Origin of the sequence: Rhodoblastus acidophilus (genome assembly GCF_009720655.1) — a bacterium.
Taxonomy (GTDB): domain Bacteria; phylum Pseudomonadota; class Alphaproteobacteria; order Rhizobiales; family Beijerinckiaceae; genus Rhodoblastus; species Rhodoblastus acidophilus_A.
Genome location: NZ_WNKS01000003.1, coordinates 34655 through 50689, shown reverse-complemented (window position 1 = coordinate 50689; position 16035 = coordinate 34655). Strand labels below are relative to the sequence as shown.

At 64.3% G+C, this 16035-nt stretch carries 17 protein-coding genes; 8 read left to right on the top strand and 9 right to left on the bottom strand.

The genetic code is table 11. From position 1 onward, the window contains the following. Positions 1-30: 30 nt before the first annotated feature. A complete protein-coding gene (locus GJ654_RS04550) occupies positions 31-315 on the top strand; it encodes a hypothetical protein (protein WP_155444930.1) in 285 nt (94 codons plus the stop codon). 30 nt (positions 316-345) lie between these two features. Here the strand turns inward: GJ654_RS04550 and GJ654_RS04545 are convergent, their stop codons facing one another. Continuing rightward, a complete protein-coding gene (locus tag GJ654_RS04545; protein ID WP_264586129.1) occupies positions 346-1656 on the bottom strand; it encodes an ATP-binding protein in 1311 nt (436 codons plus the stop codon). After that, on the bottom strand, positions 1653-2321 hold the full coding sequence (locus GJ654_RS04540; RefSeq protein WP_155444929.1) for a winged helix-turn-helix domain-containing protein: 669 nt from the start codon (positions 2319-2321) through the stop codon (positions 1653-1655). The genes GJ654_RS04545 and GJ654_RS04540 overlap by 4 nt, the downstream gene beginning before the upstream one ends. A 115-nt stretch (positions 2322-2436) precedes the next feature. Between GJ654_RS04540 and GJ654_RS04535 the strand changes: the two genes are divergently transcribed. From GJ654_RS04535 to GJ654_RS04525, 3 genes are all read left to right on the top strand, one after another. Further along, entirely contained in the window at positions 2437-2742 is a 306-nt protein-coding gene (locus GJ654_RS04535) for a PepSY domain-containing protein (RefSeq protein ID WP_155444928.1), read from the top strand. Between the two features lie 397 nt (positions 2743-3139). Beyond that, positions 3140-3571 carry a response regulator gene (locus tag GJ654_RS20745; RefSeq protein WP_196305432.1) on the top strand — a complete coding sequence of 144 codons (432 nt, stop codon included), beginning with the start codon at positions 3140-3142 and terminating at the stop codon, positions 3569-3571. A gap of 92 nt (positions 3572-3663) precedes the next feature. After that, a complete protein-coding gene (locus GJ654_RS04525; protein WP_155444926.1) occupies positions 3664-4506 on the top strand; it encodes a universal stress protein in 843 nt (280 codons plus the stop codon). Between the two features lie 9 nt (positions 4507-4515). Here the strand turns inward: GJ654_RS04525 and GJ654_RS04520 are convergent, their stop codons facing one another. Further along, positions 4516-4947, bottom strand: a complete 432-nt coding sequence (locus GJ654_RS04520; protein WP_155444925.1) for an EamA family transporter — start codon at positions 4945-4947, stop codon at positions 4516-4518. Between the two features lie 4 nt (positions 4948-4951). Beyond that, positions 4952-5350: a DUF6165 family protein gene (locus GJ654_RS04515; RefSeq protein ID WP_155445265.1), complete on the bottom strand. Its 399-nt coding sequence runs from the start codon at positions 5348-5350 to the stop codon at positions 4952-4954. Between the two features lie 200 nt (positions 5351-5550). Here GJ654_RS04515 and GJ654_RS04510 point away from each other — a divergent pair, with 200 nt between their 5' ends. Together GJ654_RS04510 and uvrA are read left to right on the top strand one after the other, a co-directional pair. Beyond that, positions 5551-5943, top strand: a complete 393-nt coding sequence (locus tag GJ654_RS04510; RefSeq protein WP_155444924.1) for a hypothetical protein — start codon at positions 5551-5553, stop codon at positions 5941-5943. Between the two features lie 260 nt (positions 5944-6203). After that, complete coding sequence (uvrA, locus tag GJ654_RS04505) at positions 6204-9143, top strand: excinuclease ABC subunit UvrA (protein ID WP_155444923.1); 2940 nt, start codon at positions 6204-6206, stop codon at positions 9141-9143. Positions 9144-9558: 415 nt separating this feature from the next. Here the strand turns inward: uvrA and GJ654_RS04500 are convergent, their stop codons facing one another. Genes GJ654_RS04500 through GJ654_RS04485 form a run of 4 tightly spaced genes read right to left on the bottom strand, consistent with a single transcriptional unit; the run spans position 9559 to position 12948 of the window. Next, positions 9559-10077, bottom strand: a complete 519-nt coding sequence (locus GJ654_RS04500) for an ABC-type transport auxiliary lipoprotein family protein (protein ID WP_155444922.1) — start codon at positions 10075-10077, stop codon at positions 9559-9561. A 3-nt stretch (positions 10078-10080) separates the two neighbouring features. Further along, complete coding sequence (locus GJ654_RS04495; protein ID WP_155444921.1) at positions 10081-10977, bottom strand: MlaD family protein; 897 nt, start codon at positions 10975-10977, stop codon at positions 10081-10083. Between the two features lie 5 nt (positions 10978-10982). Beyond that, positions 10983-11846 (bottom strand): ABC transporter ATP-binding protein, encoded by an 864-nt coding sequence (locus GJ654_RS04490; RefSeq protein WP_155444920.1) that lies wholly within the window; start codon positions 11844-11846, stop codon positions 10983-10985. Continuing rightward, a complete protein-coding gene (locus tag GJ654_RS04485) occupies positions 11806-12948 on the bottom strand; it encodes an ABC transporter permease (RefSeq protein WP_155444919.1) in 1143 nt (380 codons plus the stop codon). Before GJ654_RS04485 ends, GJ654_RS04490 begins: the two co-directional genes overlap by 41 nt. 79 nt (positions 12949-13027) lie before the next feature. Here GJ654_RS04485 and dgcA point away from each other — a divergent pair, with 79 nt between their 5' ends. Both dgcA and GJ654_RS04475 read left to right on the top strand, forming a co-directional pair. After that, a complete protein-coding gene (dgcA, locus tag GJ654_RS04480; RefSeq protein ID WP_155444918.1) occupies positions 13028-14017 on the top strand; it encodes an N-acetyl-D-Glu racemase DgcA in 990 nt (329 codons plus the stop codon). Positions 14018-14369: 352 nt separating this feature from the next. Next, on the top strand, positions 14370-14852 hold the full coding sequence (locus tag GJ654_RS04475; protein WP_155444917.1) for a DUF3280 domain-containing protein: 483 nt from the start codon (positions 14370-14372) through the stop codon (positions 14850-14852). 68 nt (positions 14853-14920) lie between these two features. Here GJ654_RS04475 and GJ654_RS04470 read toward each other — a convergent pair whose 3' ends face one another. Then, positions 14921-15676 (bottom strand): pentapeptide repeat-containing protein, encoded by a 756-nt coding sequence (locus tag GJ654_RS04470; RefSeq protein WP_246664602.1) that lies wholly within the window; start codon positions 15674-15676, stop codon positions 14921-14923. Positions 15677-16035 lie beyond the last annotated feature (359 nt).

Sequence of the window (16035 nt, the reverse complement as noted above, 5' to 3'; positions counted from 1 at the left end):
CGCCGGACGGTTTGCGCCACCGCGCTCGGCATGATGCGCGCCATGATGATGGCCGTGATGCTCGTCCTCATCGTCATCATCGTCATCGTGGTGGCGGCGATGATGGCGATGCTCGCCGCGCCAATCATCAAACAGGGCGAGGCGAACGGCGGAGGGTATTTCGGCGGCGGGAGGCGCCTCGACGGAGGCGGCGAAGCTCGGCAGGCAAGCCGTCGTCATCAGCAACGCGGCGACGGCAATCGTTTTTTTCATCATGGATCGGGCTCTCGATTTACGATGAGAGCAGGATCGCGCCGCCGCCTGACGCCGACCTGAAACCGGCTCGAAAACCCGTTCAGCTCGCTGTCAGCTTGGAAAGCGCACGCAAGCGCAAAAACCGTCCGCTTCGCCCGGCGCCGGCGAGGCCAATTCGAGCCGCAAGCCGGCGCCCCGGCAGATCGAGGCGGCGATGGCGAGCCCCAGTCCCGAGCCTTCCGCGCGCGTCGGCCCGCGCTCGAACGGCCGCATCAACAGCTTGAGTTTTTCCGGCGGCACGACGGCGCCGTGGTTGACGACTTCGAGCCGGTCGGGCGCCAAGCGGATCGCGATGGCCGCATCGGGATCGCCATGCTTGACGGCGTTCTCGATCAGGTTGCGGGCGAGCACGGCGAAGGCGTCGGGGTCGAGATCGGAGACCGGGCCGCCGCCCTCGACATCGAGCGCAAAATCCCGATCGTGGTCCGCCATGTCGTCGATCACCAGACGCAACACGGGGGCCAGGGGTTTTGGCGCGGGCGCGACCAGCCCGCCGCCCTCGGCCTTCGCCAGTTGCAGCAGTTTTTCCGACAGACGCGCCAGCCGGCGCAGCGCCGCCGCGATGGCGCGCGCCCGTTCGCGCGGGGGGTCTTGGAGTTCGGCCGTCAGCCTTTGCGCCTGGGCGAGCGCGGCGGCGATGGGCGTGCGCAGTTCATGGGCGCTGTTGGCGGCGAAACTGCGCTCCGCTTGCAGCGCGTCGCTCAGGCGGGACATCAGCGCGTTGACCGCCCCGGCGACCGGCGCGACCTCGCGCGGCAGGTTTTCGCCGGAAAGCGGCGCGAGATTGCCGCGCCCCCGGCTTTCCAGCTCGGCGCGGAACCGTTCGATCGGTTTCAGCGCTATCGTGACGAAAACCCAGACGGCGACGAGAATGGCCGGGGCGACGGCGAGCAGCGGCCCGATCAGCGCCGCGATGGAGCGCCGGACCGCGCTGCGCCGGTGATCGAGATTTTCCGCCGTGGTGACGGAAATGGTCCCCTTGACCCCGGACACGGAATAGCCGCGCAGGTTTTGCGTGGAAAAAAACCCGGACGGCGGATGCTCCGGGAATTTCGAAAGGTCGGCGTCGGTGGAGTGCAACAAAACTTTGCCGGCGCCGTCGCGCACGACATAGGCGATGTATTCGGCCTTTTTTCCGACCGGCGCCACCCGCTGCGCTTCGGTGGTCTCGCGCGCCAAAAGTTCGGCATAGGCGAGCGGCAGCACGCGCTCGGCGACCTCGCGCAGCGCGCCGTCGAACATGTCGTCGGTTTCGCGTTGCAGCATGAAAGCCGCCGTCGCCGCCCCGGCGAGCCAGAGAATCGACACCGCCCCCGTGAGCGCCAAAGCGAGGCGCCGTCGCAGGCTCCAGCCGGCGCTCACCGCTCCTCCGCCTTGCCCAAGCGATATCCCAGGCCGCGCACGGTTTCGACGACCTGCGCCCCGAGCTTGCGCCGGAGACGCCCGATGTAAACCTCAATCGTATTGCTCTCGACTTCGGAGTCGAACGAATACAGCCGATCCTCCAGTTGCGATTTCGACATGAGCTGGTTGGGGCGCTGGACAAAAGCCTCGAACAGCGACCATTCGCGCCGGGTCAATTGCACCGATTTTCCGGCGCGGCGGATCGAGCAATTGGCGAGATCGATTTCCAGCTCGCCGAGCACCACCAGCGGATTGGGATTGCCGGAATAGCGGCGCGACACCGCGCGGATGCGCGCGGAAAGCTCGTAGAGGTCGAAGGGTTTGATCAGATAATCGTCGGAGCCGGCGTCGAGCGCGTCGATGCGGTCGGAGATCTGGTCGAGGGCGGTCAGCACGACAAACGGCGTCACATCGCCAGCCTGCCGACGGCTTTTCAGGAAATCGAGGCCGCGCCCGTCGGGCAACATCAGGTCGAGCAGCACGAGATCATAGGGCGCGGACAGCAGCGCGTCGCGCGCGTCGGACAGGCGGAGGGCCCAATCGACCGAATGGCCGTCGGCGACCGCCTGGTCGCGCACCGCCGCGCCCAGGACCGCATCGTCTTCGACCAGCAAGATACGCATGTCCCCCTCCAATTGCCGCACAAATCTACTATAAAGCGGACTGCTTTTCGCGCGCGTCCGTTCAGGTCAATGTCAGATCGCCGCGTTAGCCTCCCACGGGAGAAAGGAGTCTTTGATGCGCGTCGCCCTGGCGGCCATTGTTGTCCTCGCCGCAGCTCTTGGCGTCGCCTCGGCGGACACCTGGTGTTCGGCGCCGCTGTCGGACTGGCAGCCGCGCGAGACTTTTCAGAAAAAGCTTGAAGCCGAAGGCTGGCGCGAGATCGCCATTCGCGTCGAGGACGGCTGCTATCTGGTTCACGCCTCCAACGAGCGCGGCGAGCGCCTCCACGGCAAGTTCGACCCGGTCACCCTCGCGGCCATGCCGCATGACCACCATCGCCATCATCGCCATCACGGCGAGGAGGAGCACGACCACGAGTGATCGCGCCCCGCGCGGCGCCTGCGACAATCTGCGCCGCCTGTTCCGGGCCCCGATTGCGCTGGATCAAACGGCCGATTCGTCCCCTCTGCTATAAGGAGAGTGTGACTTCACGTCGCAGATGCCCATTTTCATGGGCGTTTCCTCCCAGACTTGGACCGCTCCGCCCGGGCGGTCCCTTTCTTTTTCGAAGCCCTTTTCGCGGCTTCGAAGCCCTTTTCGCGCCCCGGCTCACGCGCCATCACGGCGCCTGCCCTTGCAACCTTGCAATCGATTTCCAGGCAATCGCCGTCACGCCCATAACTCTGCATTTGCGCTTTCCCTTAAGGTCAGGCACAACAAGCAGGTTGTAATTCGGCAGAGACCACGCTCGACTTCTTTTCAATCGAAGGCTAACCCAATGTTCGATTGCGCCGTTCCTGAAAAGTCTCCCTTTATTCTCATCGTGGATGACGACGAGGACGATGTGTTCCTGATGATGAGCGTCCTCAGGAGGGTGGGCTGGGAGACCGGCGAGGAGATCGAATGCGGCAGCGTCGACAACGGCGCCGACGCCCTGGCCCTGGTTTCGCTGAAAAGAATGCTCGCGGACTTGCCCGTCGCCGTGATCCTCGACCTGAACATGCCGAAGCTCGACGGCATGAGCGCCCTGAAGGCTCTGCGGCAATCGCTCGGCTTCGGCGAACTGCCGGTTTTCGTGCTGACGACGACGGCGAACCAGGCCGTGCATTCCGCGGCCATGGCGCTGGGGGCGACCAAGACTTTTGTGAAGCCGAACAGCAAGAGCGAACTGACCGATATCGCCCGCGAGATCTTGCAGACTCTTCATTGACGCGCGCGAGATCCGCCGGCTGGCCATTTTCCATAATGGAAAACCGGGAGTAAACTGCTGGGCGTCCTTGGAAACCCCGAGGGAGACCGGCGATGATCGAAACGTCAGAGGCGCCCGGAGCATTTCGCATTTGCGCGCTGCTTCCCGAAGTGGAGACCGCCTTGTCCACGCTGCAATGCGCGGTCGCCGCCGGCCAGGGTTTTGGCGCGCAGTATTGCGCGGTCCACGTCGGGTTCGACCCCAGGCACACCCAGGTTTCCGCGGAAGAGAGCGACCTCCAGCAGTTGCGCGACATTTTTGAGGGCGGCCCGGACACGCGGACGGCGCGCATCAAGGTGGTGTTGGACACCTTCCTCGCCTCGCGGCCCGACGCGCCGAACATCCACTGGCGCGACGACGAGGGCGACATCGACGCCAATGTGGTGCTGGAATCGACGAAAGCCGATCTTCTGGTCATCGGCCGCCCCACCCATATGGACGCCGCCGACGCCCTGCACAGCGCGCTGTTCCACGCGCATCGCCTGGTGCTCGTCGCGCCGCGCCAGGCCCGCGCCGATAGAACCGTCGGAACGCGCGTGGCCATCGGCTGGAAGCCGGCTAAATCCGCGGAACAGGCCATCGTCGCCGCCCTGCGCTGGCTCCGGCGCGCCGAACGCATCACCGTGCTCTGGGCCGCGAAGGCCGGCGCCGCGCCCTACGACGTCAGCGCGCGCGCGTTTTTCGCCAGCCTCGGCCTCGACGTCGAAATCCGGCGGCTGGAGCGGAAAGAAAAAAGCGTCGGCCTTGACCTGCTCGCCGAGGCGGCGGGGGTCGGCGATTGCCTGCTCACGGGCGCCTACAGGCACGGGGCGCTGTGGGAGTCGATCTTCGGCGGCGTCACCCATGATCTTCTCAAGCACGCGGACATGCCGCTGTTGATGATGCGCTCGCGCTAAAAAAGGGCTTCAGCTGCCAGCCGGCCACGCCAGCACCAGCACGCCGGCGACCACCAGCGCGCCGCCCACGGCGAGTCGTGGCGTCAGGGGCTCTCCCAAGAAAACAAGCGCCAGCGCGATGGCGAAGACGACGCTGAGCTTGTCGATGGGGGCGACGAGCGAGGCCGGCGCCATTTGCAGCGCGCGGTAATAGAACAGCCACGAAAATCCGGTCGCCACCCCGGACATCAGCAGAAAAACCACCGGACGCAGTTTGGCGCCTTGCGGCCAGAGCCATTCGTGTCGCCAGGTGACGATGGCGGCGGTGACGAAGAAGATCACCACCGTACGGATCAGGGTGGCGAGGTTCGAATTGAGACCCTCGACGCCAAGCTTGCCGAAAATGGCGGTGAGACCGGCGAAAAAAGCCGATCCGACGGCGAAAACCTGCCAGGAGGTCATGGTCTCAATAGGCCGCGTAGCTTTTTTGCTCGACGATCTGCGAGCCCGTGACCTCGTTGATACGCCGCTTGAGTCGCGCCCTCTCGTCGTTGCGCTGGTAAACCGACCGGGCCAGTTCAATGAACGCGCCATCAAAAATTTTGGCGCGCTCCTTGTCGCGAATCGCGTCCTCGATCCGCCACAGCGCTAGATTCACCGCTTTCAGGTCGTTTTTCAGCGCGGCGAGTTCGCCCGCGGCCGCATGAGTGCGCGTCGCGCCTTCAATGTCTTGCAGGAGCCGCAACTCCTCCCGCACATGCGCGACTGCGGCAGGATCGTCGATTTCATCCGCCTTGATTTCCAAAATGGTGATCTTGTCGATCAGTTCCCCCCAGGAAACCGGCGCTCTCGGCGTGGAAAGCATGGCGTCGTCCTTCTCGAATCCTAGTGTTTCCTGTCCGAATACTAACACGAGGCGCACACCGCCACGAGGCGGCGCGGTTCCCGAGGCCGCCAATCAATTTCGCGGGAGGCGCCAAACCGGGAGGAACCCGACCATCCGTCAAACGGTTCAGGCGGCAGTTCGCCGGCGCAAAACAGGCCGGCGTCACACGGAGTTGCGCCATGTCCGTCAAAACCTTCCTGACCATCATTTCGCTCATCGGCCTTTTGTTCGGGATCGGGGAATTGCTCGCTCCCGCAACCATGGCCAGCATCTACGGCGCGCAAGTGTCGCCCCATAGCGCCCTGATGTCGCGCTTCTTTGGCGTCGCCTTGCTCGCCTGGGCGATGATCGCCTGGTTCGCCAAGGATTTTCATGACGAGGCCGACCTGCGTCACGTCCTCGCCCCCTCTGGCTTCGCCCATTCGGCCGGCGTCATCGTCGCGGTGATGGGAACGCTCGACGGGACGACGAACGCGATGGGCTGGCTGTCCGCGCTCATCTTCCTGTTCGGCGCCATTGGCAGCTTCTACTTCCTCACCGCCCGCCTGCCGCACGGGCTGGTCCACAACTGATACGGTTTCCGCAAGATCGCTTCGCGATCCGCGAAAACGAAATCGCGCGGAAATCCTTCAGGCGAAGGGCGGATTTCCGCGCGAGCGGAATACGATTTCCGAATTGATCCTTCGGAAATCGTATGATCCGGCGGGACTGGATCGAATTGCGCATGCAATTCGTTCCTGTCCCGTTCAATGATCGTCCCTGACGGCGGCTGAGCGGGTGGAAAAAACCCGCGCTCGGGTTAAATAGTCGAGCACAGCCGCCGGAAGGACAAATGGATCAGACGTCGAAGAAGAAAGCCCCCGCCCGCAAGCCCAAGGCGGTCGCCGTAGCGGCGGAAACGCCGGAACAGGTGGCGCTGCGAATCGGCGAGGGCCGGGTGATCTCGCTGCGCGGCGCGCGCGAGCACAATCTCAAAAACATCGACCTGACCATTCCGCGCGACAAACTGGTGGTTTTCACCGGCCTGTCCGGCTCGGGAAAGAGTTCGCTGGCCTTCGACACCATCTATGCCGAGGGCCAGCGCCGTTATGTCGAGAGCCTCTCGGCCTATGCGCGGCAATTTCTGGAGATGATGCAGAAACCGGACATCGACCACATCGACGGCCTGTCGCCGGCCATTTCCATCGAGCAGAAGACGACCTCGAAAAACCCGCGCTCGACCGTGGGCACGGTGACGGAAATCCACGATTACATGCGTCTGCTGTGGGCGCGCGCCGGCATTCCCTATTCGCCCGCCACCGGCCTGCCCATCGAAAGCCAGACGGTCAGCCAGATGGTGGACCGCGTGCTCGCCCTGCCCGAGCGCAGCCGCCTCTACCTTCTGGCGCCGGTGGTGCGCGGCCGAAAAGGCGAATATCGCAAGGAAATCGCCGAGTTTCAAAAACGCGGTTTTCAGCGCGTGAAGATCGACGGCCAGTTTTACGACATCGCCGACGCCCCGGCGCTGGACAAAAAGCTGAAGCACGACATTGACGTGGTCGTCGACCGCATCGTCGTGCGCGCCGACATTTCCGCCCGGCTCGCCGAAAGTTTTGAAACCGCGCTCGAACTGGCCGACGGCATCGCCGTGGTCGAATTCGCCGAGGGGAGCAAAGACCCCATCGTGTTCTCCTCCAAATTCTCCTGCCCGGTCTCCGGCTTTTCCATCCCCGAGATCGAGCCGCGGCTGTTTTCCTTCAACAATCCGTTTGGCGCCTGCCCGAAATGCGGCGGCATCGGCTTTGAGCAGAAGGTGGACGCCGACCTGATCGTCCCCAATCCCGAACTGACGCTGAAAAAGGGCGCCATCGCCCCCTGGGCCAAATCCCCCTCGCCCTATTACGGCCAGACGCTCGAAGCCCTGGGCCGCGCCTTCAAGTTCCGCGTTGAGGACCGCTGGTCCAAACTCCCGCCCATCGCCCAAAAAATGATTCTTTACGGGACCGGCGACCAGGACATTCTGTTCCAATATTCGGACGGCAACCGCTCCTATGAAGTCAAAAAACCGTTCGAGGGCGTGATCCGCAATCTCGAGCGCCGCTTTATCGAGACGGAAAGCGATTGGTCGCGCGAGGAAATCGGCCGCTACATGACGGCGAAACCCTGCAACGCCTGTTCCGGCTTCCGCCTCAAGCCCGAAGCGCTCGCGGTCAAGATCGACCACAAGCACATCGGCGAGATTTCAGAGCTTTCGGTCCGCGACGCGCAAAGATTTTTTTCCGAACTGCCGCAAAAGCTCGACAGCAAGCGCAACGAAATCGCCGCTCGCATCCTGCGCGAGATCGACGAACGCCTGAAATTCCTGGTCGATGTCGGCCTCGACTATCTGACGCTGTCGCGCAATTCCGGCACGCTGTCGGGCGGCGAGAGCCAGCGCATCCGCCTGGCCTCGCAAATCGGTTCGGGCCTGACCGGCGTGCTCTATGTGCTCGACGAGCCCTCCATCGGCCTGCACCAGCGCGACAACGCCCGGCTGCTGGAAACGCTCAAACGGCTGCGTGATCTCGGCAATTCCGTGATCGTGGTGGAGCACGACGAGGACGCCATCCTGATCGCCGATTATGTCGTCGACGTCGGGCCGGGCGCGGGCGTGCATGGCGGCGAGATCGTCTCGCAGGGCACGCCGGCCCAGATCATGGCCGACCCGAACTCGCTCACCGGCGATTATTTGACTGGCCGCAAGCAGGTGGCGACACCCAAGACCCGACGCAAGCCGGACCCCGACCGCGTCCTGAAACTTTTTGGCGCGCGGGGAAACAACCTGCGCAACGTCGATGTCGAAATTCCGCTCGGCCTGTTCACCTGCATCACCGGCGTCTCCGGCGGCGGCAAATCCACCCTGATCATCGACACGCTCTACAAGGCGGTGGCGCGGCGGCTGAACGGCGCGCTGGAGCACCCCGCCCCCTTCGACAACCTTGAGGGGCTGGAGCACATCGACAAGGTCATCGACATCGACCAGTCGCCGATCGGCCGCACGCCGCGCTCCAACCCGGCCACCTATATCGGCGCCTTCACCCCCATCCGCGACTGGTTCGCCAACCTGCCCGAAGCCAAGACGCGCGGCTACGGTCCCGGCCGCTTCTCCTTCAACGTCAAGGGCGGCCGCTGCGAGGCCTGCCAGGGCGACGGCGTGATCAAAATCGAGATGCACTTTTTGCCCGACGTCTATGTCACCTGCGACGTCTGCAAGGGCAAGCGCTACGACCGCGAGACGCTGGAAGTCCGCTACAAGGACAAGAGCATCGCCGATGTGCTCGATATGACGGTCGAGGAAGCCGGCGAGCTGTTCAAGGCGGTGCCGTCGATCCGCGACAAGATGAAGACTCTTTCGCGCGTCGGCCTCGATTACGTGAAGGTCGGCCAGCAGGCCACAACTCTGTCCGGCGGCGAGGCCCAGCGTGTCAAACTGTCGAAGGAGCTGTCGCGGCGCTCCACGGGACGCACGCTCTATATTCTCGACGAGCCGACAACCGGCTTGCATTTCCACGATGTCCGAAAACTGCTGGAAGTGCTGCATGAGCTGGTCGAGCAGGGCAACAGCGTCGTGGTGATCGAGCACAATCTCGACGTGGTGAAGACGGCCGACTGGGTGATCGACATGGGGCCGGAAGGGGGAGACGGCGGCGGAACCATCGTCGCCCAGGGACCGCCTGAGGCGATCATGAAATCGAAAACCTCGCACACCGGACGTTTCTTGAAGGAGGCGGCGCAAAGGCGAGCAATGCCGTAATGCATATCCGCGCTATTCTTGATTTTCGACTCCCCTCCGCCGTCATTGCGAGCGAAGCGAAGCAATCCAGAATTCGCGCAGGCGACGAGCTTATCGAGTTTGCGACAAAATCTTAAAGCTCTACAGGACGACGGTCCTGGATTGCTTCGCTTCGCTCGCAATGACGACAGGAATGTGGATTATAGTTCATCGATAGCGAACCCCGTCCCAACACCCGCTTCATGCGCGCCGCGCAATGCTGCAATGCAAAAAATAGGGGTTTGCAAATGGTTCAGGCGCCATCAATATTGCGTGACCCAACGAGATGACGTTCGGGTAAGTTTTCCCAGCGATCGGGAGAGGGCATCCCCCCGATTCGCAGATGCGCCCGCCGGACCCTCCCCCCGGCGGGCGTTTTCTTTTCTTGATCAAAAGTTTAGCGGACCGACACGGTCCAGCGCGCGAGATCGCCGAGCACGCGGGTAAAAGCGCGGTCGAGCGCCATGGCCGGCTGCGCGCCGGAAATTTCGGCCACGGGTTCGCTGGCGACGAACACCCGCGCGGCGCCGCCGGCGAATTGCGCCGCCAGTTCGACCCGCGCCTCGCGCGTCAGAGAATCGATCTCGAATCGCCGGATTTCCACCCGCAGGCGGACGCCGCCGAGGTCGCCCACCCGCCACCCCGCGTTTTCAAGGCTCTCCGCCACACGGCTGCGGGCAAGGCGCGGCAGGCCGTCGGCCCATTGCGCGCCGCCAAGGCGCTCCAGCCCATCGGTGGTGCGAATCACGATGGCGTCGCCGTCGAACGGCGGCTCCACACGCACGATGTCGAGCGCCAGCGTTCCCCGCGCCAGGGAGCGGCCGGGCGCGGCGCTCAGATCATAGCTTCTGGGCGTCGCGGCGCAGCCCGACAGAGCGAGCGCCAGAGCCAGGACATAGAGGGGCGCGCGCGTCACAATTTACCGTCCACGATATTCCGGAAGCGGCTCCTTGGGGCCGAACAACAGGCTTTGGGGGTCTTTTTCCAGCCGGCGCGCCGCCCGGTCCACGCTTTCCAGCGTGCGGCGGCCGTCGACGGCCAGGCTTTCATATTGTTTCAAGCCGTTTTTCGAAAAATCGGCCAGGGAGTCCGCCAGCTTCCGCATGCTCTTGGCGGCGTCGGAAATGTCGGTGAGCACCGTCTTGCCGCCGCCCGAGCCGAGCAGCCCGTTGAGCTTGGCGATGGCGCTGTCGGCATTGGTGAGCATGGAGCGCAGCTTTTCCGAGTCCACTGATTTGACCACGTTGCGAATGCCGTCGGCGGCCTCGGAGAGCGAGGCGGTCATCGTCTGCACGTTCTTGATCGTCGCGGTGAGACTGTCGGAATTCGCGTCGACGAGATGGTTCGCCTTTTCGACGAAAAGGTCGATCTTGCCGGCCAGCCGCTGCGCGGCGGACATCAGGTCCTGCATCTGCGAGGGCGCCCCGTCGATCACCGAATTCGGCGCCAGCGCCACCGCGTCCTTGGCGCCGCCGAGCAGGGCGACCGAGGCGACGCCGGTGAGGCCGGTATATTCGAGCTGGGCCCTGGTGTCGGCCTTGACCGGCGTGCGCGCGTCCACCTCGATGATCGCATAAACCTTGCTGGGATCGTCGGGACGCAGGCCCAGGTCGCGCACCTCGCCGACGCGCAAACCGTTGAACAGGACATAGGCGCCGGTGGACAGGCCGGAGACCGATCCGGTGAAATAGACCTGGTAGCTTCGGGTGGCCGTGGTCTTGCCCGAACTGGCGAACCACCAGGCGAAACCGAAGCCGCCGAGGATCACCGCCAGCGTGAACAGGCCCATCAAGGCGTAATTGGCGCGCGTCTCCATGCGCGTCAGCTCCCGTCGCCGGTCATGGCTGGCTCATCCAGGCCGCTTGCACCCAAAAGTTCATCCGCCGTCACGACCGCTCGCGCCCTCTTGCCATGGAAATAAGCCCGCAACCACGGGTGGTCAGAGGCGAGCATGGCGGAGAGCGGCCCGTGAGCGATCACCCGGCCATCAGCCAAGGCCGCAATTGTGTCGCATATCGAGGTGAGGCTGTCGAGATCATGGGTGACCATGAACACGGTCAGGCCCAATGTTTTCTGCAGTGTGGCAATCAGGTCATCGAATTCGGCGGCGCCGATCGGATCGAGGCCGGAGGTCGGCTCGTCCAGGAACAGCAGTTCCGGGTCGAGCGCCAGCGCCCGCGCCAGGGCCGCGCGCTTGACCATGCCGCCCGACAATTGCGACGGGAATTTTTCGGCCGCGTCCTGCGGCAGGCCGACCAGCTTGAGTTTCAGCGACGCCAGTTCGTCCATCAGCCCCTGCGACAGTCTTAAATATTCCCGCATCGGCGCCTGGATGTTCTGGCGCACCGTCAGGCTGGAAAACAGCGCGCCGCCCTGGAACATCACGCCCCAGCGCCGCTCCAGCGCGCGATGGCCGCCCGGCGACATGCGATCCAGGTTCTCGCCAAAAACTTCGATGGTCCCGGCCTGTTTGCGGTTGAGGCCGAGGATCGTGCGGGTGAGCACCGACTTGCCCTGCCCCGACCCGCCGACAAACCCCAAAACTTCGCCGGGCGCGACATCGAGATCGAGGCCCTTCAGCACCTGTTTCGCGCCAAAGGCCACGTCCAGCCCGCGCACGCGGATGATCGGCGCGCTGTCCGCTCTAGTAGCGGATGGCGGCGAAGAAAATGGCGAAGAGTCCATCGAGAAAGATCACCATGAAAATCGAATTGACCACCGACGCCGTCACCCGGCGCCCCAAGGATTCCGCGGAGCCCTCGACCCTGAACCCCTCGATGGTGGCGATCATGCCGATCACCATCGCCATGAACGGCGCCTTGATCAATCCGGCGAGAAAGGTGTGCATGCCGATGGCGTATTGGAGGCGCTCGGCGAACACCTGCGGACTCACGCCATTGTAGAGATAGGAGGTGACCATCCCGCCGAACAGGGCCGAAAAATCGCCGATGACGGTGAGGAGCGGCAGGGCGATGATCAGCGCCATCATGCGCGGCATGACCAGCACTTCCATCGGCGAAACGCCCATCACCTTGAGCGCGTCGATCTCCTCGCGCATCTTCATCGAGCCGAGTTCGGCGGTGATGGCGGAGCCCGAGCGGCCCGCGACCATGATGGAGGTCAGCAGCACGCCCATTTCGCGCAGCACCAGAATGCCGAGCATGTCGGTGGCGTAGGTCGAGGCGCCGAAGCGACGCAGTTGAAAAATACCCTGCTGCGCCACGATGCAGCCGACCAGAAAATTCATGGTGGCGATGATCGGCACCGCGCGCAGGGCGAAATTTTCGAGGTGAAACACCATCGAGGTCGGCCGCATGGCCTTGGGCCGGACCAGCACCTTGAGCGCGGTGAAGGCGAGTTCGCCGAGAAAGGAGACGCCGCCATAAATCTGGCGGCCGATCCAGCCGCTCCACACGCCCAGGGCGACCAGCATGTCCATCAGCGGGTTGGAGCGGGGCGCCTTGTCGGCCTCGAAGGGCCGGAACGCCGCCTCGCGCAGCAAAATGGCGTCTTCCGGACCGACCCCGTCGAAATCCGCCGCCACGCCCGCGGCGGCCATTTTCTGGCGCGCCTTGTCGATCAGCCAGGCGCCGGCGGTGTCGAGGCGGCTGACGCCGGTAAAATCGATTCGGGCGCTGCGCGCGCTTCCGGCCGCGCCGACGAGGTTTTGCGCCGCTTCCTCCAGCGCGCGGGAGGCGGAAATGGTCCAGGCGCCGCGCAACAGCACGCGGACCTCGTTCCCATCCGTTTCCACCGAAAATTCGGGGAGATTTGGCGGCTTTGACATTTCCCGCGACTCTGGTTTGCTGAAAGACCCAATACATCAAGCCGCCGCCTGTTGGCAAAGCGGCCGAACGAAAGCCCGCATGACCCCTTCGCCCCGACGACTCTACGCCGCCCCGCAAAATTTTACGTTAACAAAACCTTTTGTGATCTCGCGCGGCGCCAAGACGGAAGCGCGCGTGGTGGTCGCCGAACTGACCCAGGGGATTTTTCGCGGGCGCGGCGAATGCACGCCCTACGCGCGCTATGGCGAAAGCGTCGACAGCGTGCTGGAGCAAATCGACGGGGCTCGGACCGCGGTGGAGGCCGGCGCCGACCGCTTCGCCCTGCAAAACCTGCTGCCGCCTGGCGCCGCCCGCAACGCGCTGGATTGCGCGCTGTGGGATCTGGAGGCCAAGCTGACGGGCGTTCCGGCCTGGCAGATGGCCGGTCTGTCGCGTCTGTCGCCTTGCGTCACCGCCTACACGCTTTCGGTGGGAACGCCGGAGGAGATGGCGCGCGCGGCGCGTGAGGCCTCGGAACGCCCGGTTCTAAAAGTGAAGCTTGCGGGCGCCGGCGATCCGGCGCGGCTTTTCGCGGTGCGCGCGGCGGCGCCCGAGGCGGAGCTGATCGCCGACGCCAACGAGGCCTGGCGCCCGGAGGACTTGGCGGAATTTTTCGACGCCTGCGAAAAGACCGGGGTCGCGCTGATCGAACAGCCCCTGCCCGCCGGCGAGGATGACGCGCTCGCCGGTCCCCGCCCCGTCCCCGTCTGCGCCGACGAGAGCGTCCACGACCGCGCCGGTCTTTTCGCCCTGCGCGACCGCTACGACCTCATCAACATCAAGCTCGACAAGACCGGCGGGCTCACCGAGGCGCTGGCGCTGGCCGAGGAGGCGGAGAGACTGGGGTTCGGGTTGTTCGTCGGCTGCATGGTGGCCTCGTCGCTGGCCATGGCCCCGGCCCTGCTGCTGGCCTCGCGGGCGCGGTTCGTCGATCTCGACGGCCCGCTGCTGTTGGCGCAGGATCGCCCGGAAGGTCTGAAATTCGACGGTTCCGTGGTCTATCCGCCGGAGTCGAAACTCTGGGGATGAGCGCATAAAGGGACGATCTTCTCATTTCGCGACACGGTCACATCGTCATTGCGAGCGAAGCGAAGCCATCCAGGACTCGCACGAGCGACGGATCTGGCCGGGGAGCGCAACTCATACGGTTTCCGCAAGATCGCTTCGCGATCCGCGAAAACGAAATCGCGCGGAAACCCTTCAGGCGAAGGGCGGATTTCCGCGCGAGCGGAATACGATTTCCGAACTGATCCTTCGGAAATCGTATCAGTCTCCCTGGACGAGCGGATGCGCCTGGATGGCTTCGCTTCGCTCGCAATGACGGCATGAAGACGCTGGAACAACCGCGCCATTTCGTATTGCATTCAGGAATGGAGGAGTCATGGGTATCATCGTCCTGCTGCTGGCGCTCGTCGCCGCCCTGCCCCTGTCCGCCCACGCGGCGCCCACCGCCGTGTTTCCCGCCGTGTTCGTCAATTCCTCACCGGAACCCACGTCGCCGGAAGAGGCCGCGCGCCTGAAAAACATGGACGCCGCGCTGACCAGGGCGCTGGCGGATTCGGGCCAGTACCAGCCGGTCGATCTCGCGCCGATCGCCGCCGACATTTCGGCCGTGCGCGACATCCACGATTGCAACGGCTGCGAAATGGATCTGGCGAAAAAAGCCGGGGCCAAATATGCGGTGGTCGCCTGGGCGCAAAAGGTCAGCAACCTCATCCTCAACATCAACATACGAATCGAGGACGCCGACACCGGACAGGTGGTGAAGGCCGGCAGCGTCGACATTCGCGGCAACACGGACGAAAGCTGGAGCCGCGGCCTGAAATATCTCCTCAAGGAATATGTGTTGCGCGCACAACCCTAACGCGTTTTTGAGCGAAGTGGATGCCGGTTCGCGTTAAGAAAACGCGCAGAAACAGAAGACTAAAGCCCTCAGTCGCGCCGCGCCCGGTCGCGGTTGGCGGCGCCCGCGATATCCGCGTCGATGCGCGCGCCCGCAATGTCCATCTCTTCGGTCCGGGCGCCGACAAAACTGGCGCCGCGCAGATCGGCGCCGGAGGCGTCGGCGCGAAACAGATCGGCGCCGGAAAAATCCGCTTTGCTCAGATTGGCGAATTGCAGGTCGACCCGCGAAAAGTTGGCGCGAATCCCCTTGGCGCCGGACAGATCGGCCGAGCGCATCACCGCATGCATCAGCCCCATCGACTGGTTGCGCATGTCGGCGGAGGCGTCGGCATTCGAAAAGTCGGCGCCCTTGAAACTGGCGTTGGAAAAATCCCCCGCGAGCCTCGCGCGCGAAAGATCGGCGCGGTCGAAAATCGCGCCCATCGCCTGCGTCGCGAACAGCTTGGCGCCGCTCAGATTGGCGCCGGACAGATCGGCCTTCAGCATCCACACCTGATCGAGCGTCGCGCCCGCGAGTTTCGTCTCGCGCAGACGGGCGCGGTTGAGCCGCGCCGCCCGCAGATTGGCGCCGGAAAGGTCAAGCCCGGAAAGATCGAGCCCGTTCAGGCTCTTGTCGGAGAGATCGACGGGTCCGCCTTGCGCGATCCTCTCTTCAACCTGTGCGCGCGACACCTCGGCGGCGGTGAAGGCGGGCGTGGTGAGGTCCACGCCCGACATCAGCCCCTGCGCCGCTACGACGCCGGGAACAAGCAGGCTCAGCGCCAAGGGCCAAGAGTATCTCAAAGCCTGCTCCCCTCAAGGCTGCGGCGTCATCCGCATGCAAGGTTCGATCGCGTCAAAACTGGGGAAGCGCGACGCCTCCTTTCTCCATCTGGCCGTGGAAAGGGCGATTTCCAACGCCAGCCCGCCCGTCGCGGCGATCAAGATTTGGTGAGCGGAGCGGCGCTTGCGACGAGCTGTAACGATTTGTTAACCCTTTATGAGAATACAATCTTAAGTTGCATGCTTGGACGCCGCCCGGGGCGCCCCGGACTCGCTCGCGCGGCGAGAGGCGGAATCGCTGGCGCGGCGCGCGCCGGAATCGCTAACGCGGCGCGAGCCGGGCCTGGGAAGGACGATGAGCATCGCGCCCGCCGCGCTTC